Here is a 17,772-nt window from a genome sequence, read left to right as displayed (position 1 = left end):
GGAACTGCGCGACCGGCCACGGTGGACCCGCGGACGAACGACCCAGCTCCCCGCGAAGCGGCTAACTCCAGGAGGCGTGGAGGGGCTTGCCCTCCGCGTAACCCGCGGCGCTCTGCACACCCACAGTGGCCCGCTCGGCAAACTCGGCCAAGGACCCCGCGCCCGCATACGTGCAGGAGGAACGGACGCCCGCGATGATCGAGTCGATCAGGTCCTCGACGCCGGGCCGCTCCGGGTCCAGGAACATCCGCGAGGTCGAGATGCCCTCCTCGAACAGCGCCTTGCGGGCACGGTCGTAGGCCGACTCCTCGCTGGTGCGGTTCTTGACCGCACGGGCCGACGCCATGCCGAACGACTCCTTGTAGAGGCGGCCGTTGGCGTCCTGCTGCAGGTCGCCCGGGGACTCGTACGTCCCGGCGAACCAAGAGCCGATCATGACATTCGACGCACCGGCGGCCAGCGCCATCGCGACGTCACGGGGGTGCCGGACGCCACCGTCGGCCCACACGTGCTTGCCGAACTTCGCGGCCTCGGCGGCGCATTCGAGCACCGCGGAGAACTGCGGCCGGCCGACGCCGGTCATCATGCGCGTGGTGCACATGGCACCGGGGCCCACGCCGACCTTGATGATGTCGGCACCGGCCTCGATCAGGTCCCGTACACCCTCGGCGGCGACGATGTTGCCCGCGACGATCGGCACCTGCGGGTCGAGCGCGCGCACGGCCTTGACCGCGGCGATCATCGACTCCTGGTGGCCGTGCGCGGTGTCCACGACGAGGGTGTCGGCGCCCGCGTCGAGAAGCTGCTTGGCCTTGGCCGCGACATCGCCGTTGATGCCGACGGCGGCGGCGATGCGCAGCTTGCCGTTGGCGTCGAGGGCGGGCGAGTAGAGGGTCGCGCGCAGGGCGCCCGTGCGGGTGAGGATGCCCGCGAGGCGGCCGTCCTTGCCCACCGCGGGGGCGTAGCGGCGGTTCGCGTGGTCGAGCTTGTTGAAGGCGTCGCGCGGGTCGATGTCCGCGTCCAGAAGCACGAGGTCCTTGGACATGACCTCGGACAGCTGGGTGAAGCGGTCGACGCCGTTCAGGTCCGTGTCGGTGACGACGCCGACCGGCTTCTGGTCGGCGTCCACGACGACGCCCGCGTTGTGCGCGCGCTTGGACAGCAGGGCGAGCGCGTCGGCGACGGTCTGCGTGGGGGCCAGGACGATCGGGGTGTCAAGGACGTGGTGGCGCGTCTTGACCCAGGAGATGACCTCGGTGACGACCTCGATCGGGATGTCCTGCGGGATCACGACGAGGCCACCGCGGCGGGCGACGGTCTCAGCCATGCGGCGTCCGGCGATCGCGGTCATGTTCGCGACGACCAGCGGGATCGTGGTGCCGGTGCCGTCCGGCGACGAGAGGTCCACGCCCTGACGCGATCCGACGGCGGAACGCCGCGGCACCATGAAGACGTCGTCGTACGTCAGGTCGTACGCAGGCTGGATGTCATTGAGGAAACGCACGTGCTGCTCATCCCAGTCGATCAGAGGTGGCCCCCGGACAGTTAGGCCGAGGGAAAAGCACGTACTTCAGTGTCCCATGTCCCGGGTGGTGCGCAGCCTGGGACGATCACCCAGCCGGGCCCCGGGAGCCCTGGTCTGATCCTCCAAGATCGACCCATGGCGGTCACTGTCCGCTCAGGCGCGCGTGCCGAGCGCGAGAACGATCTCCAGGCCCGTGCCGCGCTCCTTGGCGTACTCCACCGCGTCGGTGAAAACCTCCTGGGCGACGATCCACTCCTGGGGAGCCGCTTCGGCGTACCCCTGCCAGCCGGTGACGACGAGCAGCCGTCCGGGCGCGGCGGACGCCCACCCCAGGTCGGTGAGGCAGTCGGCGAGCGCGTCCCAGTTGCGCCCGAACCAGTCGGGCAGGGCGAGCGCGCGGGCGCAGCGCTCCATGAAGGCGTCCTTGTCGCTCACCCCGGTCAGGTCGAGCGACAGGGCGCTCAGGCCCGCGGCGCGGACGGCGTCGAGGACGGGTGCCAGCGGCTCGGCCGCCGACGGTTCGGGCGTCATCTCAGTACCGCCTTGAAGGACGCGTAGTGATCGTCCGTGTAGTAGGTCTCGCCGCCGCTCCCGGTGACGATCCGCCGTGCGCCCCGGTCGCGTTCGCCGGGTGTGCGCACGGTGTACTCGCGATAGTGGCCGCGCCGCTGCTTCGGCAGCTCGCCCTCGAAGTTGCCGAAGACCGACCCGTCCTTGGCGTACGGGAAGGGTCCGCCGTCATCGATGAGCCGCAACGTCCGCCGCGCCTCGGCGGGCAGCCGCTCGGCCCGGACGGTGGCCATGCCGGGGGCCCAGGCGGGGGCGGATGAGCTGCTTCCCGAGGAACACCCCGTGCCAAGGACAGCGAGGCAGACAAGTAACGCCGCCAGAGCGCGGGGGACAAACCGGGTCAGCATGCGACAGATGCTGCCACGGCGCCCCGTCAGGGGCGCGGGGAACTGCGCGACCAACCCCCCGCGGCCCGCAGACGACTCAGCTCCCGTCCGGGTCCGCCCGGTCCAGCGCGGGGTGCGGAGTGGCCCCCATGACCATCAGCTGATCAGCGGCGGCGGTGTCCGTGACGAGGCTCGTCACAAGCCCCGAACGCAGCACCGCGTCGATCGCGGCGGCCTTTCGCTGCCCACCGGCGATGGCGACCACCTCGGGGATCCGCCGGAGCCGGTCCGCCTCGACGGTGATGCACCGCTCGCCCAGGTCGCGCCCGACCCGGCGCCCCTCGGCGTCGAAGAGGTGCGCGGACATCTCGGCGGCGACGCCCAGCGAGGCGTAATGCGCCCGCTCCTCGTCGCTGAGCATGTCGTGGACGGTGGAGATGCCGGGCTCCCAGGAGCCGATGGACACCGCGGCCACGGTCACCTTGTCGAAGTACTCGAAGGCCCGGGCGATGCCCGTCTGGTTGCGCAGCGCCGCCGCGGTGGCCGGGTCCGGCAGGAGCATCGGCGCGTAGATGGGGTGGGCCTCGCCGCCGGAGACCTGCGCGGCGCGCCGCACGGCCTCGACGGAGCCGCGCTCGGCGGTCCCGGCGTCGTACACACCCGTCAGCTGCACCACCGTGCACGGCGGCAGCTGATCGAGGGCGGCGGCCATGTGAATGGTCGAGCGCCCCCACGCGAGGCCGAGGACATCGCCCTCGGTGACGAGCTCGCCGAGCAGATCGGCCGCGACCTCGCCGAGGTTCTCGGGGTCGGGCGACTCGTCGATCTCGTCGGCCGGGGCCGGCGACTCGACGACGACCGCGTGCCGCAGGCCGTAGCGGGCGCGCAGCGCGTCCGAGCGCTCCGCGTCCAGCTCGGCGGGCACACGGATCTCGATCCGTACGAGGTCACGCTCCAGGGCCGTCTCCAGGACCCGGGCCACCTTGAAGCGGCTGACGCCGAACTCCTCGGCGATCTGGATCTTGGATTTGCCCTCGAGATAGAAGCGGCGGGCCATGGCCGCCGCCTGCACCAGCTCCGCGGGTCCCATCCGCATGGCTGACCGGCCGCCCGTCGACACGACGGTCTCCTCACTGTCATTTCAAGACTGTCATTTTCAAGCAACTGCCGTTCACGCGTTCACACGCCTGCGCAGTCACACGTATACGCCTGCGCATTCACACGCATTGGTACGGCTTCGCGCACATTGCCACGGCTTCTCGCCCATTGCCGCAGCACAACCAGGGTTCGCCGTTCATCCTTGCAGATCCGGCGTACTTGATCAGCCCTGAAGGGCTGCGTTCACGTATCCGTGGCTCAGTGGTCGCATGCCCACGCCGCCGAGGACGTCGCCCCGGCCGCCTGGGTGCGCAGTGCACGTACCGCCGCCGCCGGGTCGTCGGCCCCGTAGACCGCGGAGCCCGCGACGAAGACGTCGGCGCCGGCCTCGGCGCAGCGCTCGATGGTCGCGGCCGAGACGCCGCCGTCGACCTGGAGCCAGAGTTCGAGGCCGTGCTTGCTGATCAACTCGCGGGTACGGCGGATCTTCGGGAGCATGATGTCGAGGAACGCCTGGCCGCCGAAGCCGGGCTCGACGGTCATGATCAGCAGCATGTCGAGCTCGGGCAGCAGATCCTCGTACGGCTCGATGGGCGTCGCGGGCTTCAGCGCCATGGAGGCGCGGGCGCCCTTGGCGCGGATCTCGCGGGCCAGGCGGACGGGAGCCGCGGCCGCCTCCGCGTGGAAGGTGACCGATCCGGCGCCCGCTTCGACGTACTGCGGCGCCCAGCGATCGACGTCCTCGATCATCAGATGGCAGTCCAGCGGCGTGTCCGTCGCTCGGGCGAGAGACTCTACGACCGGCACCCCAAGGGTGAGGTTGGGGACGAAGTGGTTGTCCATGACGTCGACATGGAGCCAGTCGGCACCTTCGACCGCCCTTGCCTCCTCGGCAAGACGGGCGAAATCCGCGGACAGGATGCTGGGGTTGATCTGCACGGCCATGCCCCAAGACTGCCATGCCCCGCGCTCGTTGCCTTCCGCGGTCCGTGGCGTGAGCCAACCGGCTCCTTTGACCATGGACCACATGCCATGCTGGGCGGTCCACCGGCACCACGTGGGGCAGCGGGGGTAGCCATGCCAGACGAACGGTCGGACGGACAGCGCCAGGCGAGCCGAGGAGTGGCCTGGCTGGTGTGCGGGCGGCGCTCCAAGTGGCTCGTGGTGTTGTTCTGGCTGGTGCTGACCGTCGCCGCGGCACCGCTCGCCCAGAAGCTCACGGACGCCCAGGACAACCAGGCGTCCTCTTGGCTGCCGGGCTCCGCGGAATCCACCCAAGTCCTGGAAGCCTCCGAGGAGTTCAGGCCCGAACAGATTCCCGCGATCATCGTGTACGCCCGCGACGGCGGGCTGACCGCCGAGGACCGGGCGCGGATCTCCGAGGACGTCGACGAGCTCAAGGAGTTGCGCGCCCACGGCGTGCGCGGCGCCGAGACCCGTGGCCCCGCCTTCGACACGAAGAACACCTCGGGCGCCGACGCGGCCGAGGCCGCCCAGATCTACGTGCCCATCACCATGGACGAGAAGGGCTGGGAGCGGATCACGCCTGCCGTGGACTCCATGCGCGAGGTCGTGGGCGGAGGCTCGGGCGGTCTGTCGGTGCACGTCACCGGGCCCGGCGGTACGTCGGCGGACTTCTCGGAGGCGTTCGAGGGCATCGACTCGACGCTGCTCCTGTCGGCGGCCGCCGTCGTCGTCGTGATCCTCCTGATCACCTACCGCAGCCCGGTCCTCCTGATCGTCCCGCTGCTCGCGGCGGTCGTCTCCCTCTTCACGGCGCAGGCGCTGATCTACCTCTTGGCGGAGCACGCGGGCCTGACGGTCAACGGCCAGAGCGCGGGCATCCTGACGGTCCTCGTCTTCGGGGCGGGGACGGACTATGCCCTGCTCCTGGTCGCCCGCTACCGCGAGGAGCTACGCCGCCACGAGGACCGGCACGAGGCCATGCAGCTAGCCCTGCACCGGGCGGGGCCGGCGGTCATCGCGTCGGGCGCGACGGTCGTGGTCAGCATGCTCGTGCTGCTCACCGCCGACATGAACTCGACGCGCGGCCTCGGGCCCGTGGCGGCCATCGGTGTCGCGGTCGCCCTGTTCGCGATGCTGTCGCTGTTCCCCGCGCTCCTGGTGGTCTGCGGCCGGTGGCTCTTCTGGCCGCTGATCCCGCACAACGGTTCCCAGGAGCCCACCGAGCGCGGCGTCTGGGCCCGCATGGGCCACCGCATCTCCCACCGCCCGCGCCTGACCTGGAGCGTCACCGCGGTGGCCCTCGCGGCCCTGGCCCTCGGCCTGACGCAGCTGCGCGCCGAAGGACTCAGCAACGCGGACTCGTTCACGGACAAACCGGACTCGATCGTCGGCCAGGAGGTGCAGGGGAAGTACTTCCCCGCGGGCAGCGGCGACCCGCTGGTGATCGTGGCGAACGCCGACCAGGCCGACGAGGTCCGTGGCGCGGTCGCGGGTACGCGTGGCGTGGACCCGGCGAGCATCGGCGTACCGCCGGGGACGAAGGCGGAGGCCGGGGGCCAGGTCCTGTTCGAGGCGACGCCGACCGACCCCTCCGACAGCGAGGCGGCCAAACAGACCGTGGAGCGGGTGCGCGACGCGGTGCACGCGGTGCCCGACGCGGACGCCCAGGTGGGCGGCGGCACGGCGGCCCTCCTGGACATGGACCGCGCGACGACCCACGACAACAAGCTGGTGATCCCGCTCGTCCTCGTGGTCGTCCTGCTGATCCTCGCCGTGCTGCTGCGCGCCCTGGTCGCGCCGCTGCTCCTGATCGCGACGGTGGTGCTCTCCTTCTCCGCCGCGCTCGGCATCAGCGCGCTCGCCTTCCGCCACCTCTTCGACTACGCGGGCGAGTCCACCGACTTCCCGCTCTTCGTCTTCGTGTTCCTGGTGGCGCTCGGCATCGACTACAACATCTTCCTGTCGACCCGCATCCGCGAGGAGGCGGGCCGACAGGGCACCCGTGCGGGCGTGGTGACGGGGCTCGCCGCGACCGGCGCGGTCATCACGTCGGCGGGCCTGGTCCTCGCGGGCACCTTCGCGGCCCTCGGCACGCTCCCGATGGTGGCGTTCGCCGAGATCGGCTTCGCGGTCGCGCTCGGCGTCCTCCTTGACACCTTCGTCGTGCGGTCCGTCCTGGTCACCGCGTTGTTCCTGGACGTCGGACCGAAGGTGTGGTGGCCGCACGCCCTGAGCAAGGACCCGGCGGCCCCTCCCGCACCGGCTCCGGCGAAGGTTCCCTCAGGCGGTCCGCCGGATCAGCGCTAGGTACATCGCGTCCGTGCCGTGCAGATGCGGCCACAGCTGGACGTCGGGTCCGTCGCCGAGCGCGGGAACGCCCGGCATCAGCGGACGCGCGTCGATGAGTTCGGCCCCCTCGTGCTGCTTGAGCACGTCGTCGACGACGGCACGCGTCTCCGCGAGGTGCGGTGAACAGGTGGCGTATCCGACGACGCCCCCGACGCGCACCGACTCCAACGCCGTACGCAGCAGCCCTCGTTGGAGCGGTGCGAAGCCGTCCAGGTCCTCGGGGCGGCGGCGCCAGCGGGCCTCGGGGCGGCGGCGCAGGGCGCCGAGTCCCGTGCAGGGCACGTCCATCAGGACGCGGTCGAAGGTGCCGGGCTGCCACGGCGGCCGGGTACCGTCGGCGGCGATGACCTCGTAGGGGCCCGGGTTGCCCCGCAGGGCCTGCGCGACGAGACGGGCCCGGTGCGGCTGCTTCTCGGCGGCGAGGAGGGCGGCGCCCCGCCCGGCCGCGAGACCCGCGAGCATGGCGGCCTTGCCGCCGGGCCCGGCGCATCCGTCGAGCCACTTCTCGTCGCGCCCCTCGACCGGGGCGTTCGCGAGTGCGATCGCGACGAGCTGGCTGCCCTCGTCCTGGACCCCGGCCCGCCCCTCGCGCACGGCCTCGATGGACCCGGGTTCGCCGCCTTCGCTCAGCCGCACGGCGTACGGGGACCAGCGCCCCGGCAGCGCGGACTCCTCGCCGACCGCGTCGAGGAGTTCGTCGGCGGTGGTGCGTCCGGGCCGCGCCACGAGCGTCACCTCGGGCCGCTCGTTGTCGGCTTCCAGGAGGTCCTCGATGCCCGCGCGGCCGCCGCCGAGCGCGTCCCAGAGTGCGGAGACGACCCAGCGGGGGTGCGAGTGGACGACGGCGAGATGGTCCTCGGCGTCCTCGTCGTAGGGCGGAGCGACCTTCTCCACCCAGCCGTCGAGATCGTCGGCGGCGACCTTGCGCAGGACCGCGTTCACGAACTTGGCCCGCCCGTCACCGAGCACCACACGCGCCAGCTCCACGGAGGCGGAGACGGCGGCGTGCGTGGGGATGCGCGTGCCGAGCAACTGGTGGACGCCCATGTTCAGGACGTCGAGGACCGGCGGGTCGACCTCGCGCAGCGGCCGGTCGATGCAGGCGGCCACGATCGCGTCGTACGTCCCCTGCCTGCGCAGCGTCCCGTAGACCAGCTCGGTGGCGAGCGCGGCGTCACGCGCGTCGAACTTGTCGGGCCCCTCCTTCTCGCGGGCCTTGCGCAGGAGCGGCGGCAGGACGAGGTTCGCGTAGGCGTCACGCTCGTCCACGGCCCGCAGCGCCTCGAAGGCGAGGAAACGGACGGGGTCCTTCTTGGGACGGCGGTGGGGCTTGCCGGGCTTTCCCTGCTTCTGGGGTCGCCGGCTCGGCTGGTCGCTCAAAGGTGCTCCGCTATTGGATGGGGGCTGAACCTATTCAGCGTACGTCGGTGTCGCCGAGCCGCTCGCCCGGGGCGATCCGCACCCCGCGCGCCCAGTCGGCGCCGCGCATCGGCTTCTTGCCCTGCGGCTGGACCCAGAGCAGCTCCACGGCGTGCGAGCCGGTGCCGACGTACACATTGTTCTTGGCGGCGCCGAGCTCACCGGGCGCGAGGTCGGTGCGGTCGGCGACGAGGCCGGACTGGATGATCTTCAGCCGCTCCCCGCGGAACACGGACCAGGCACCGGGCGCCGGGGTGCAGCCACGCACGACCCGGTCGACGCGGAGGGCCGGAGCGGACCAGTCCACCTGGGCGTCCTCGACGGTGATCTTCGGGGCGAGGGTGATGCCGTCGGCGGGCTGCGGTACGGCCTTCAGGGAGCCGTCCTCGATGCCGTCCATGGTGGCGGCGAGCAGGCCCGAGCCCGCGAAGGCGAGGCGGGTGAGCAGGTCGCCGCTGGTGTCGGTGGGCCTGACGACTTCGGTGACGGTCCCGTACACCGGCCCGGAGTCGAGCCCCTGCTCGATCAGGAACGTGGAGGCACCGGTGATCTCGTCCCCCGCCATCACGGCGTGCTGCACGGGCGCGGCGCCGCGCCAGGCGGGCAGCAGCGAGAAGTGCAGGTTGACCCAGCCGTGGGCCGGGATGTCCAGGGCGACCTTGGGCAGCAGCGCGCCATAGGCGACGACCGGGCAACAGTCGGGCGCGATCTCGCGAAGGCGCGCCAGGAAGTCCTCGTCGCGCGGCTTCGCGGGCTTGAGCACCTCGATGCCGGCCTCCTCCGCACGCTGGGCGACGGGGCTCGCGACGAGCCTGCGGCCACGGCCGGCGGGGGCGTCGGGCCGGGTGACGACGGCGGCCACCTCGTGCCGGTCGGAGGCGATCAGGGCGTCCAGGGCGGGGACGGCGACCTCGGGGGTGCCTGCGAAGACGAGCTTCATCGGTGGCTGTCGGCCTCTCGGAGCGGGAAGGTGCGGGAAGGTGCGGGAAGCACACCAGTCTATGAGCCGCACCACCGGGCCGCTCTCCGCGGGGCGGTGGGTGCTGGGCCGCTCGCCCCGGGCGCCGCTCTCATCACACCGCCCGCGTCCCGTCACCCACGCCGCTCGACGGCCCGCACGGGGGCGTACGCGCGGCCGTGCGCCCTGTGCATATGCGCACACGCCCCTGCACCGTGACCCCACACGAACTAGCGCGTTGGTCAAGAAAGAGTTGACCACAACGGGCCGCGACAACGGCCCGATCCTTTTCAACGCCGGTCCGAGAGGCTTGTTCATGGCCGACCACGCAACCCACGACGCCCAGGCACGGGCGAGCCTGCACCTCCTGGTACGGGACATCGAGCGGGTCCGCCGGCAGGTGGACGCACTGCGTACGCTCACCGCCCAGCTCGGCAACGTCTACCGCCCGCGCCGCTCAAGCCCCTCCGCGGGCTTCGTCGTGTACGGGCGCGCGCCCGCCCCGACCGTCCGCCTCGCCCAGGAACTGCGGGACAGCGTCGAGACGCTGGTGACCGCCGCGGTGGACTTCGACCGTTCGCTGGGCTTCTCGTGGGACGCGGTGGGCTCGGCCCTCGGGGTCACCAAGCAGGCGGTGCACCGCCGTTACGGAGCCCGCAGGGCCACGACCCAGGCGGCGGCCGAGGCGGAGCGCGCCACGGAGACGGTGCCCGCCACCACGGCCGCCCGTCCCCCGGTCCCGGTCGGCGCCCCGCTCCCCTCGGTGCCCGCGGCCCGCGCGATGCCGACACAGCCCACGGCGGGCAGCCCCGCCCTTCGCGAGGACCCCCGGCCCAACATCTTCCCGGGCCCGCGCAACGGCTGACCACGGCAAAGCGGCGGCTGTCTCCACCGGTTTCCCCGGCGAGGACAGCCGCCGCCGTCGTTCCCCGCTGCGGGGTGGGGGTTACGGACAAGCCCCCGGCGGGAAGCCGGTGGACAGACCTAGCCGATGTCCAGCGGGTCCACCCGGATCCGCACCAGCTCCCCGGCCCCTGCGCCCCGCGCCATCCGCGCGGCCTGAGCCGCCTTCAGCGAAGCGGCGAGCGCGGCCCCGCTCCCCGGCGGCACCCGGATCAGCACCCGCTCCCACCGCTCCCCGGCAGGCGCCGCACCGGCCCGTCGCGCGGGCCCCGGCCCCGCGTCCGGCACGGGCACTGGGCCCAACACCGCCGCGTCTCCCGGGAGTTCGGACGCGGCAAGGAACCCGGAGAGCGCCTCCGGGGTACCGGCGACCGAAGCCATCCGCGACACGGGCGGGAACCCCAGCTCGGCCCGCTCGGAAAGCTCCCGTACCGCGTGCCCCACGGGATCCCACCGCACCAGGGCCTGCACCGGCCGCAGCGTCGGCTCGGCGACGACCACCACCGTTCCGCCGGCTCCCTGGGGCCGCACCAGCGCCGAGGCCGCAATCCATCGCCGCAGCGCGTCCTCCCCGGCCCGCAGATCGGGCCGGCCGAGCATGGCCCAGCCGTCGAGCAGCAGCGCTGCCGCATAGCCGCCCTCCGCGACCGGCTCCGCCCCGGGCGTACTCACCACCAGCGCGGGCGTATCCGCCACGGTGTCAAGGACCTGCTCCCGGCCGGACGTACGCACCGGCACCGCCGGAAAAGCCCGCCCCAACTCCTCCGCCGTACGCCGGGCACCGACCACCTGCGCCCGCAGCCGGAAGCCCCCGCACTCCCCGCAGTGCCAGGCGCCTTCCTCCACCCCGCACCAGCCGCACCACAGCCCGCCACCGTCCCGGGCCTCCAACGGCCCCGCACAGTGCCTGCACCGAGCGGGCTCCCGGCACCTCTCGCACGCGAGCCGCGGCACATACCCCCGGCGAGGCACCTGGACAAGGACAGGCCCGTGCTTCAGGCCTTCCCGTACGACGTTCCAGGCCAGCGTCGGAAGTCGCGCGGCCCTGGCCGCCTCGTCCCGCGCGAGGTCGCCGTCCCCCACGGTCCGTACGAGCGGGGCGGCCCCCCGCACCTGCTCCCGATCGGCGACCAACGGCGCCGCCCACCCGCTCTCCACGAGCTGCGCGGCCTCCACCGTGCAGCTCCAACTCCCCAGCAGGAAACCGCACTTGTCCCGCGAGGCCCGCAGTTCGAGCACTTCCCGCACATGCGGGAAGGGAGCGTTGTCATCACTGTGACCGGCATCGCCGTCGTCCCAGATCACAACGAGCCCGAGGTTGCGCACCGGCGCGAACATGGCCGCCCGCGTGCCCACCACCGCCCGCACGGATCCACGCCGCACGGAGAGCCACTCCCGATACCGCCGCTCCTGCCCCACGTCAGCGGTGAGCAGAGCATGCTGACCCGGTCCCATCAGCCGGGTCAGCGCCGCGTCGACCCTCGCCGCGGGCCGCCCCGCCGGCACGACGACGAGAGCCCCGCGCCCCGAAGCGAGCGTCGCCTGCACGGCCCTGGCGATCTCCTCGGCCCACTCCGGTCCCGGAAGGGCGGTCCACACGGCCCGGGGCGCGCCCCCGGAGGCCAGCGCCCCGAGGAAGTCCGCCCCGTGCCCGTACCGCCGCCAGGTCCCCGGCTCCGGCGCGGCAGGAGCCGGCGGAGCCTCCCCCATCTCCCGCGCCTCGGCCTTCGCGTGCCGAGGCGGAACCGCCAGCTGCAACACGTCGGCAAGGCTGCCCGCATACCGGTCGGCCACAGCGCGTGCCAGCCCGAGCAGCTCACCATCCAGCACAGGCTCGGGCGAAACGACCTGCGCCAGCGCGGCCAGGGGCCCGGAGTAGTCGGTCTCGGCCACCCGCTCGACGAGGAACCCGTCGATCAGGCCCCCGCCCTCACGCCGTCCACCGCGCACGTTCCGAGCCCCGGCTCCGAACCGCACCCGGACCCGCACCCCGGGCTGAGCCTGCTCGTCCAAGTCCTCGGGCACCGCGTAGTCGAAGTACCGGTCAAGGTGCAGCACGCCCTTGTCGACCAACACCCGGGCCACCGGCAGACTCTTCGCCAACGCGGCCCCCCGCCACGTCCGCGGCTTGGCCCGCGGCACCTCGGCCTTGCGCACCGCTTCACGAATGAGCGCAAGCTGCTCCGGAGGCTCGGCCCCGCCGCCCCCCTCGAACTTCCGATTCTCGCTGCTCACAGCAGCATTCCTACCAGACCCCACTGACACTGTTCCTGCCGCCGGCCTGGACGCCCACATGCGGTACGGGTGCACATCACGAGACCGCAAGAGCCCCGGTCCAGCCACATCTGTGGCTGAATCGGCCCCCTCGACAGGCCTCTCGTGTGTCCGGTTCCCTTCCACCTCGGAGGAGAAGTGGAAACGGGAAACTTCGCCATTGCCTTGCTCGTGTCACTGCGCCCGGCCGACGCTGTTGGCGGTGGACAGTCCGCGAACCGGCGACGGCAACAGGGGGTTGAAAATGTCGGGTCAGTCAGCCGCGTTCGGGCCCGAGCTACGCCGCCTGCGGATCGCCGCAGGTCTCACACTGACGCGGCTGGCGGCATCCGTGCACTACAGCAAGGGCCAGCTCAGCAAGGTGGAGACGGGGAACAAGCGCGCCTCCATCGAGTTCGCACGTCTGTGCGACACCGCGCTCGGCGCAGACGGCGCTCTAGCGGCCCTGGTCACCGGCTCGCCCGGACCCAAGTCCGCCCCGCCTCCCTTCTCCCCCTCCGAAAAGGCGGCAGCCATGCCCAACGACCCCGCCTCGCACTCCGGCACAGGGACTCGGCACTCGCCTACCCGGCGACAACTGATGGCTACCGGCGCCGCATCGGTCCTCGCCATCGGAACCGCCGGACCCACCGACCCGGTACCACGAGGATCCGCCGGAGGCACGCTACTGAAAGCCTCTCTTGGTCTTCTGGACCAATACCGGCTCATCGGTCAGGTAACGCCGCCGGACGCGCTGCTTCCGGCACTCGCCGAACAGGTTCGCTCCCTGCGCTCGCTCGCGGTCCGACCCGGCTCCCGCCCAGACGTCGACCTGCTCGCCCTGTCCTCACGATTCGCGGAGTACACGGGATGGCTGGCGCAGGAAGCCGGTGACGATGACGCCGCCCTGCGCTGGACGGCGCACGCCGTGGACCTCGCCGACGGCGCGGGCGAACACGACCTGGCCTCGTACGCCTTCGTACGCCGCGCCTTGATCACGTACTACCGTGGAGACGCCGCCGACACCATCGCTCTGGCCGAAGCGGCCCACTCCGACCGGCTTCCGCCGCGTATCCGTGGTCTCGCGGCACAGCGCAAAGCACAGGGGCACGCTCTCGCCGGGGATCACGACTCCTGTCTGCGAAGCCTGGACCAGGCACGCGCGCTGCTCGCCGAGGAGTCAGAGACAACCGCCGGGAGCCCTGTCCTCGGCACCACACATCTCAACGATCCCGTGTCCATGATCACCGGTTGGTGCCTGCTGGACCTGGGACGACCTCGGGCTGCCGCGGAAGCCCTCGACCGGGAGTGCGCGCGACTGCCCGATCATGCGTGGCGTACCCAGGCTCGGTACGGCGTCCGGCGTGCCCTCGCCCACGCGGTCGCGGGAGAGATCGACCACGCCTGTGTGATCACGGGGGATGTCCTTCCCCTCGCGACGAGCGTGGGCTCGGCGACCATCGCGACCGACCTGCGCCGCCTCGCGCGCACCCTTGCCCGCCACCCTCGCAATCGCTCGTACCTGGCCGTCGCTCCCCGGCTCACAGCCGCGCTCTCGCCGTCGGCGCACTAGCGGCGACACGTCGCTCCGCCCTCCTTGAACGAAAGGACGATCCGTCATGCCCGACGTCTTCATCAACTACCGCACCGGCGACACCGAACACGCCGCAGCCACGATTGAGGGAGCCCTCACCACCCGGTTCGGCCAGGATCGTATCTACCGCGCGAGCAAGTCGATTCCGCCGGGCGCCCCCTTCGACGAGCACCTCCTGCACGGAGTGCGTCGCAGCGGCGTACTGCTCTCCCTCATCGGCCCTCAGTGGACCGCGCATCCCGCCTTGCAGCGCCCGGACGACTGGGTACGCCTCGAGATCCAGGAGGCCTTCCTGTGCGACATCCGCGTCGTGCCGGTGCTCATCGGCCGCAGGACCGAGCGGCCCGGCAGAGGGGACCTTCCCGCGTCGCTGGCCCGCCTCGCCGACTGCCAGACCCTGAGGTACGACACCCAGAACAACGAGTACGACCTCAAGCGCATCGGGGATTCCCTGGCCACCCTCGTCCCCGAACTTGCCAAGGCCGACAGCCAGGCCCCGTCGGAGCAGCCGCTGAGCCCACCGCAGAACACCACGGGCGGCGGCAACCATGTCAATGGGACAGGGGGCGGCTCGGTCCACATCGGCCCCAGCAACCGCTCGGTGCATCAGTCGGGTGACGGCGCGAACTACAGCGAGGGAAGCATCGGGAACATCCGGCAGGACTTCGGGCGCTCCCCCCGGGAACGGGATGACGACCGATGAGCGACGGATTCGATCCGACCCACGGATTCCCTGGAGGGCCGGTCAGTTCCGCAAGGGACCTGTATCTGACCCTTGTCGGAGCGCCGCCGGCACACCAAGCTCTCCTGAAAACCGCCGCCGTCAGCCCCCGACGCGTCGCGCACGACCAACTGATGCGCCTGCAGCGGCAGTTCGCCCGCCCCGAGGGAATCAACACTGCTTATGAGGTCTTGGCGTCGCAGCACACGCTGTTCCTCCACGGCGAGCCGGGCAGTGGCCGCTGCTCCGCGGCGAAGGTCCTGCTCTGTGAGCTCCCCCATGGCAAGGGGACGTACCACGAACTCGTCCCGGAGACCGGAGAGGGTGAAACGGCATCTCTCTCCCCCGCCCTCATCGGCGAGGAAGACCGGATGTTGCTCGACCTTTCCGCCGTGGACGAAGCCGTGTGGAGCACCGTTCACAAGGATCTCTCCGACTTCCGTCACGCCTTGCTGCGGAAGGGGGCTTTTCTCGCGGTGGTGCTGCCCTATGGCTTCGAGGCCCCGCTGTCGACGGAGTTCGTCCGTACGCCGATCGGCCGCCCCGTGGCTTCGGAAGTCGTGGCCCGCCACCTGCGGAGCCACCTCATGGACGATTCCGTGTGGCGGCCCCTTCCTCAGGTGCTGCACACCTTCCTCGACACACGCCCGCCTATGCGGGACGTGGCGCGGCTGGCCGAGCGCATCGCGGCGGCTTGGACGTCCGCCGACGGGAAAGGGAACTTCGCCTCGTGGTGCGAGGCGGCCATCGAGGCGCAGACGGACCGCAGCCGGGAAGTCGCTCTCCTCGTCGAGAAGTTGAGCGAAGGAAGCCAGCGGGCCCTGCTCCTCGCCACCGCCATGCTGCACGGCGCTCGGGCCGAAGCCGTCCACCGAGGCGCGACGGCACTCCTGACCGAAGTGGGCTCCGTCGGGGACGACCGCCCGATCCTGGAGCGCACGGGACTCTCGCAGAGCCTGGACGGCATTACGGCCCGGATCGGCACGGATTCCTGCGTGCACTTCAACCATGGGAAATTCGCCGCCGCCGCACGTCAGCACTTCTGGACCAACATGCCAGATGTCCGTGCGCCCTTGAAGACGTGGCTGAGCGAGGTCCTGAAGCTGCATGAGCTCACAGAGACCGATCGGGAACAACTGGTACGCCGCTTCACCGATCTCTGCGTGTCCACAGGAGAGAAGGAGCCCTTGGCGGCGCTGGTCGCCCACTGGACGCGCGACGGCGCCCACCGGGCCAACGAGGTCAGGGCCGCCGCCCACCTTCTCGAACGGGCCATCAACAGCGAGGAGTTCGGCGGCGCGTTCCGAGGAGCGATCTACGACTGGAGCAGGTCGCGTCCGACCACCAACCTTCGCGAGGTCCTCGTAGAGGTCTGCGAGAAGGTGATGTCGCTGCGGCACCCCGAGGCCGCCCTCGTCAGGCTCCACCACCTCGCCCGCCGTGAACCACATCCTGGTGTCGCCCGGGACGGTCTGCTCCGCTACGTGAACCAGGACACCACGCTGCAACGTCTGCTTCTCGCCCGGCTCGCGACGGTCCGGTCGTCGCAGTATCACCGGCTGGACGCCGACCTGTTCCTCGGCCTCACGGATCTCCCGGACTCCTTTTTGCTGACGGCATCGACCCGCGGATGGCTGACCACGTGCTGGGGCGCAGTGTTCGATCTGGTTCCGACGCAGCGCTGGGTGCCCTGTGTCCGGAACTGGCTGGTCTCCGCCGACCGGGTCGCCGACCCGCATCTCGCCGAATCAGCGCTGAACATCCTGATCGAGTCCGCCGCGGCGGACTATTCGGTACTCAGCCGCATCTACGCGAATGCCCGGCGGGACGTGTCGCCCTCTCTGGCCTCCCGCCTGCTGGAAGCCATCAACAGGGCACAGCGCGCCCACTTCGCACAGCGGTCTCCCGACCTGGAGGTAGCCCCATCATGAGTTCCGGCCAGAAGACCGTGTCGGTCTTCCTCAGCCTGATCAGCGCCCTGCTCGTCCTCATCCTCGGCCTCTTCCTGAACTGGCCCGTCTGGATGTGGTCCGGCGCCATCGGGCTGCTGCTCCTCCTGGGGACAGCCGCCGCGGTCACCGCGACCCGCGTACAACAGCGAGCGCCCTTCCCTGCGGGAACGCTCCCCGAACAGCCCTCTCCGCCCGTCGAGCGGCGCGAGCTGCAGATCACGCGCGTCCCGATCCCGAGCCAACTCGCCGACTACGACTTCCTGTTCTCCGCACGCGTGCGGTGGTGCCCCGTCGACCCGACGACGAACGGCCAGCTGATCAACCCGGGTGCACTGGCGGTGGAGGCCGTTCTCGCACGGGCCCGCCAGGTGACGGCGTCGTTGAAGCCCTTCAGAAGCTCGCTCGTCCAGCACGAGTTGAACGGTGCACTGGGGGTGATGGCGGAGGATCGCGAGGGTCACGTCCGGGCCATGGCCCTGGATGTGCACCTCACGCTCGCAGATGAGGACCAGGAGCGCCTCGACCGGCTGGCGGCGATCCGCAAGGACGAAGCGGTGTGGGAACACCAGCGGAAGTACGAGCAGAACAAGCGGGAATACCTCGGCGACGATGTGCTGCAGAGCACGGGCAGCGCGGTCGTATGGTGGCTGGCCAAGAACGACGACCAAGTGGAGAAGACCGTCAAGGACATCGGGCTGCTGGCCAGGCTCTCGTCGGCCGCGAACAATGCGGAGGTCGACGAGCCCTTCCGACACCTGGTCCCGGAGAACCGCCCCTTCTCGGACCTGGTCGAGCAAACTGTTCCGGCGACGGGAGAAGCGGGCCCGCGCCCTGGGCAAGAGCACCTAGGCCACCGCAACGGATCTCCCGACGCGGTGGACCTGTTCACCGACGCGTTCCGGCTCGTGGGGTTCCGGCCAGGGGACGACGAAAGTGCTCTCATCGCAAACCAGCTCGCTCTCGCGATCACTGGCAGGGACTCCGTGACGGCCGAGGAACTACGCCGCCGGTTCGACCAGCGTCTGGTGCCGCGGCCGGACGGCGCAGCCCCTCCCTCGGAGCAGGATGATGGCCAGCCCGGCACGGGCACCTGACACGCCGAGGCCCGGCCCTCCCACAGGGGGAGAGCCGGGCCTCG

14 protein-coding genes are annotated in these 17,772 nt (G+C 71.3%); 6 read left to right on the top strand and 8 right to left on the bottom strand.

Annotated features, from left to right (window positions below):
- Positions 1-61: 61 nt before the first annotated feature.
- The 5 genes from ACWGIH_RS23180 to rpe all read right to left on the bottom strand — a co-directional run bounded on the left by ACWGIH_RS23180 (position 62) and on the right by rpe (position 4,464).
- Positions 62-1,504 carry a GuaB1 family IMP dehydrogenase-related protein gene (locus ACWGIH_RS23180; protein ID WP_453449782.1) on the bottom strand — a complete coding sequence of 481 codons (1,443 nt, stop codon included), beginning with the start codon at positions 1,502-1,504 and terminating at the stop codon, positions 62-64.
- A gap of 174 nt (positions 1,505-1,678) precedes the next feature.
- The gene (locus ACWGIH_RS23175; RefSeq protein WP_453449781.1) at positions 1,679-2,056 is read right to left on the bottom strand and encodes a barstar family protein; all 378 of its coding nucleotides are present in this window, start codon (positions 2,054-2,056) and stop codon (positions 1,679-1,681) included.
- Positions 2,053-2,442, bottom strand: a complete 390-nt coding sequence (locus ACWGIH_RS23170; protein ID WP_453449780.1) for a ribonuclease domain-containing protein — start codon at positions 2,440-2,442, stop codon at positions 2,053-2,055. The genes ACWGIH_RS23175 and ACWGIH_RS23170 overlap by 4 nt, the downstream gene beginning before the upstream one ends.
- A 76-nt stretch (positions 2,443-2,518) precedes the next feature.
- The gene (locus tag ACWGIH_RS23165; RefSeq protein WP_453449825.1) at positions 2,519-3,517 is read right to left on the bottom strand and encodes a sugar-binding transcriptional regulator; all 999 of its coding nucleotides are present in this window, start codon (positions 3,515-3,517) and stop codon (positions 2,519-2,521) included.
- Positions 3,518-3,777: 260 nt separating this feature from the next.
- Positions 3,778-4,464 carry a ribulose-phosphate 3-epimerase gene (gene rpe, locus ACWGIH_RS23160; RefSeq protein WP_453449779.1) on the bottom strand — a complete coding sequence of 229 codons (687 nt, stop codon included), beginning with the start codon at positions 4,462-4,464 and terminating at the stop codon, positions 3,778-3,780.
- 132 nt (positions 4,465-4,596) lie between these two features.
- Between rpe and ACWGIH_RS23155 the strand changes: the two genes are divergently transcribed.
- Positions 4,597-6,792, top strand: coding sequence for an MMPL family transporter (locus ACWGIH_RS23155; protein ID WP_453449778.1), 2,196 nt, complete (start codon positions 4,597-4,599; stop codon positions 6,790-6,792).
- Here the strand turns inward: ACWGIH_RS23155 and ACWGIH_RS23150 are convergent.
- On the bottom strand, positions 6,766-8,214 hold the full coding sequence (locus ACWGIH_RS23150) for an RsmB/NOP family class I SAM-dependent RNA methyltransferase (protein WP_453449777.1): 1,449 nt from the start codon (positions 8,212-8,214) through the stop codon (positions 6,766-6,768). The two genes, ACWGIH_RS23155 and ACWGIH_RS23150, sit on opposite strands and share 27 nt — an antisense overlap.
- Before the next feature lie 34 nt (positions 8,215-8,248).
- Positions 8,249-9,193 (bottom strand): methionyl-tRNA formyltransferase, encoded by a 945-nt coding sequence (gene fmt / locus ACWGIH_RS23145; protein WP_453449776.1) that lies wholly within the window; start codon positions 9,191-9,193, stop codon positions 8,249-8,251.
- Between the two features lie 334 nt (positions 9,194-9,527).
- On the opposite strand from fmt, the gene ACWGIH_RS23140 reads away from it, so the two are divergent.
- Positions 9,528-10,076 (top strand): hypothetical protein, encoded by a 549-nt coding sequence (locus tag ACWGIH_RS23140; RefSeq protein WP_453449775.1) that lies wholly within the window; start codon positions 9,528-9,530, stop codon positions 10,074-10,076.
- 119 nt (positions 10,077-10,195) lie between these two features.
- On the opposite strand, the gene ACWGIH_RS23135 is transcribed toward ACWGIH_RS23140, so the two are convergent.
- Entirely contained in the window at positions 10,196-12,349 is a 2,154-nt protein-coding gene (locus ACWGIH_RS23135; RefSeq protein ID WP_453449774.1) for a primosomal protein N', read from the bottom strand.
- Positions 12,350-12,632: 283 nt separating this feature from the next.
- Here ACWGIH_RS23135 and ACWGIH_RS23130 point away from each other — a divergent pair, with 283 nt between their 5' ends.
- From ACWGIH_RS23130 to ACWGIH_RS23115, 4 genes are all read left to right on the top strand, one after another.
- Positions 12,633-13,940, top strand: a complete 1,308-nt coding sequence (locus ACWGIH_RS23130; protein WP_453449773.1) for a helix-turn-helix domain-containing protein — start codon at positions 12,633-12,635, stop codon at positions 13,938-13,940.
- Between the two features lie 46 nt (positions 13,941-13,986).
- The gene (locus ACWGIH_RS23125; RefSeq protein WP_453449772.1) at positions 13,987-14,664 is read left to right on the top strand and encodes a toll/interleukin-1 receptor domain-containing protein; all 678 of its coding nucleotides are present in this window, start codon (positions 13,987-13,989) and stop codon (positions 14,662-14,664) included.
- A 152-nt stretch (positions 14,665-14,816) separates the two neighbouring features.
- Positions 14,817-16,613: a hypothetical protein gene (locus ACWGIH_RS23120; protein WP_453449771.1), complete on the top strand. Its 1,797-nt coding sequence runs from the start codon at positions 14,817-14,819 to the stop codon at positions 16,611-16,613.
- On the top strand, positions 16,610-17,728 hold the full coding sequence (locus tag ACWGIH_RS23115; protein WP_453449770.1) for a hypothetical protein: 1,119 nt from the start codon (positions 16,610-16,612) through the stop codon (positions 17,726-17,728). The genes ACWGIH_RS23120 and ACWGIH_RS23115 overlap by 4 nt, the downstream gene beginning before the upstream one ends.
- The last annotated feature ends 44 nt before the right edge of the window (positions 17,729-17,772 follow it).

It is taken from the genome of Streptomyces sp. NPDC054872, assembly GCF_053610705.1.
The sequence above is the reverse complement of the archived record's forward strand: the minus strand, read 5'-3'. Positions and strand labels throughout refer to the sequence as shown.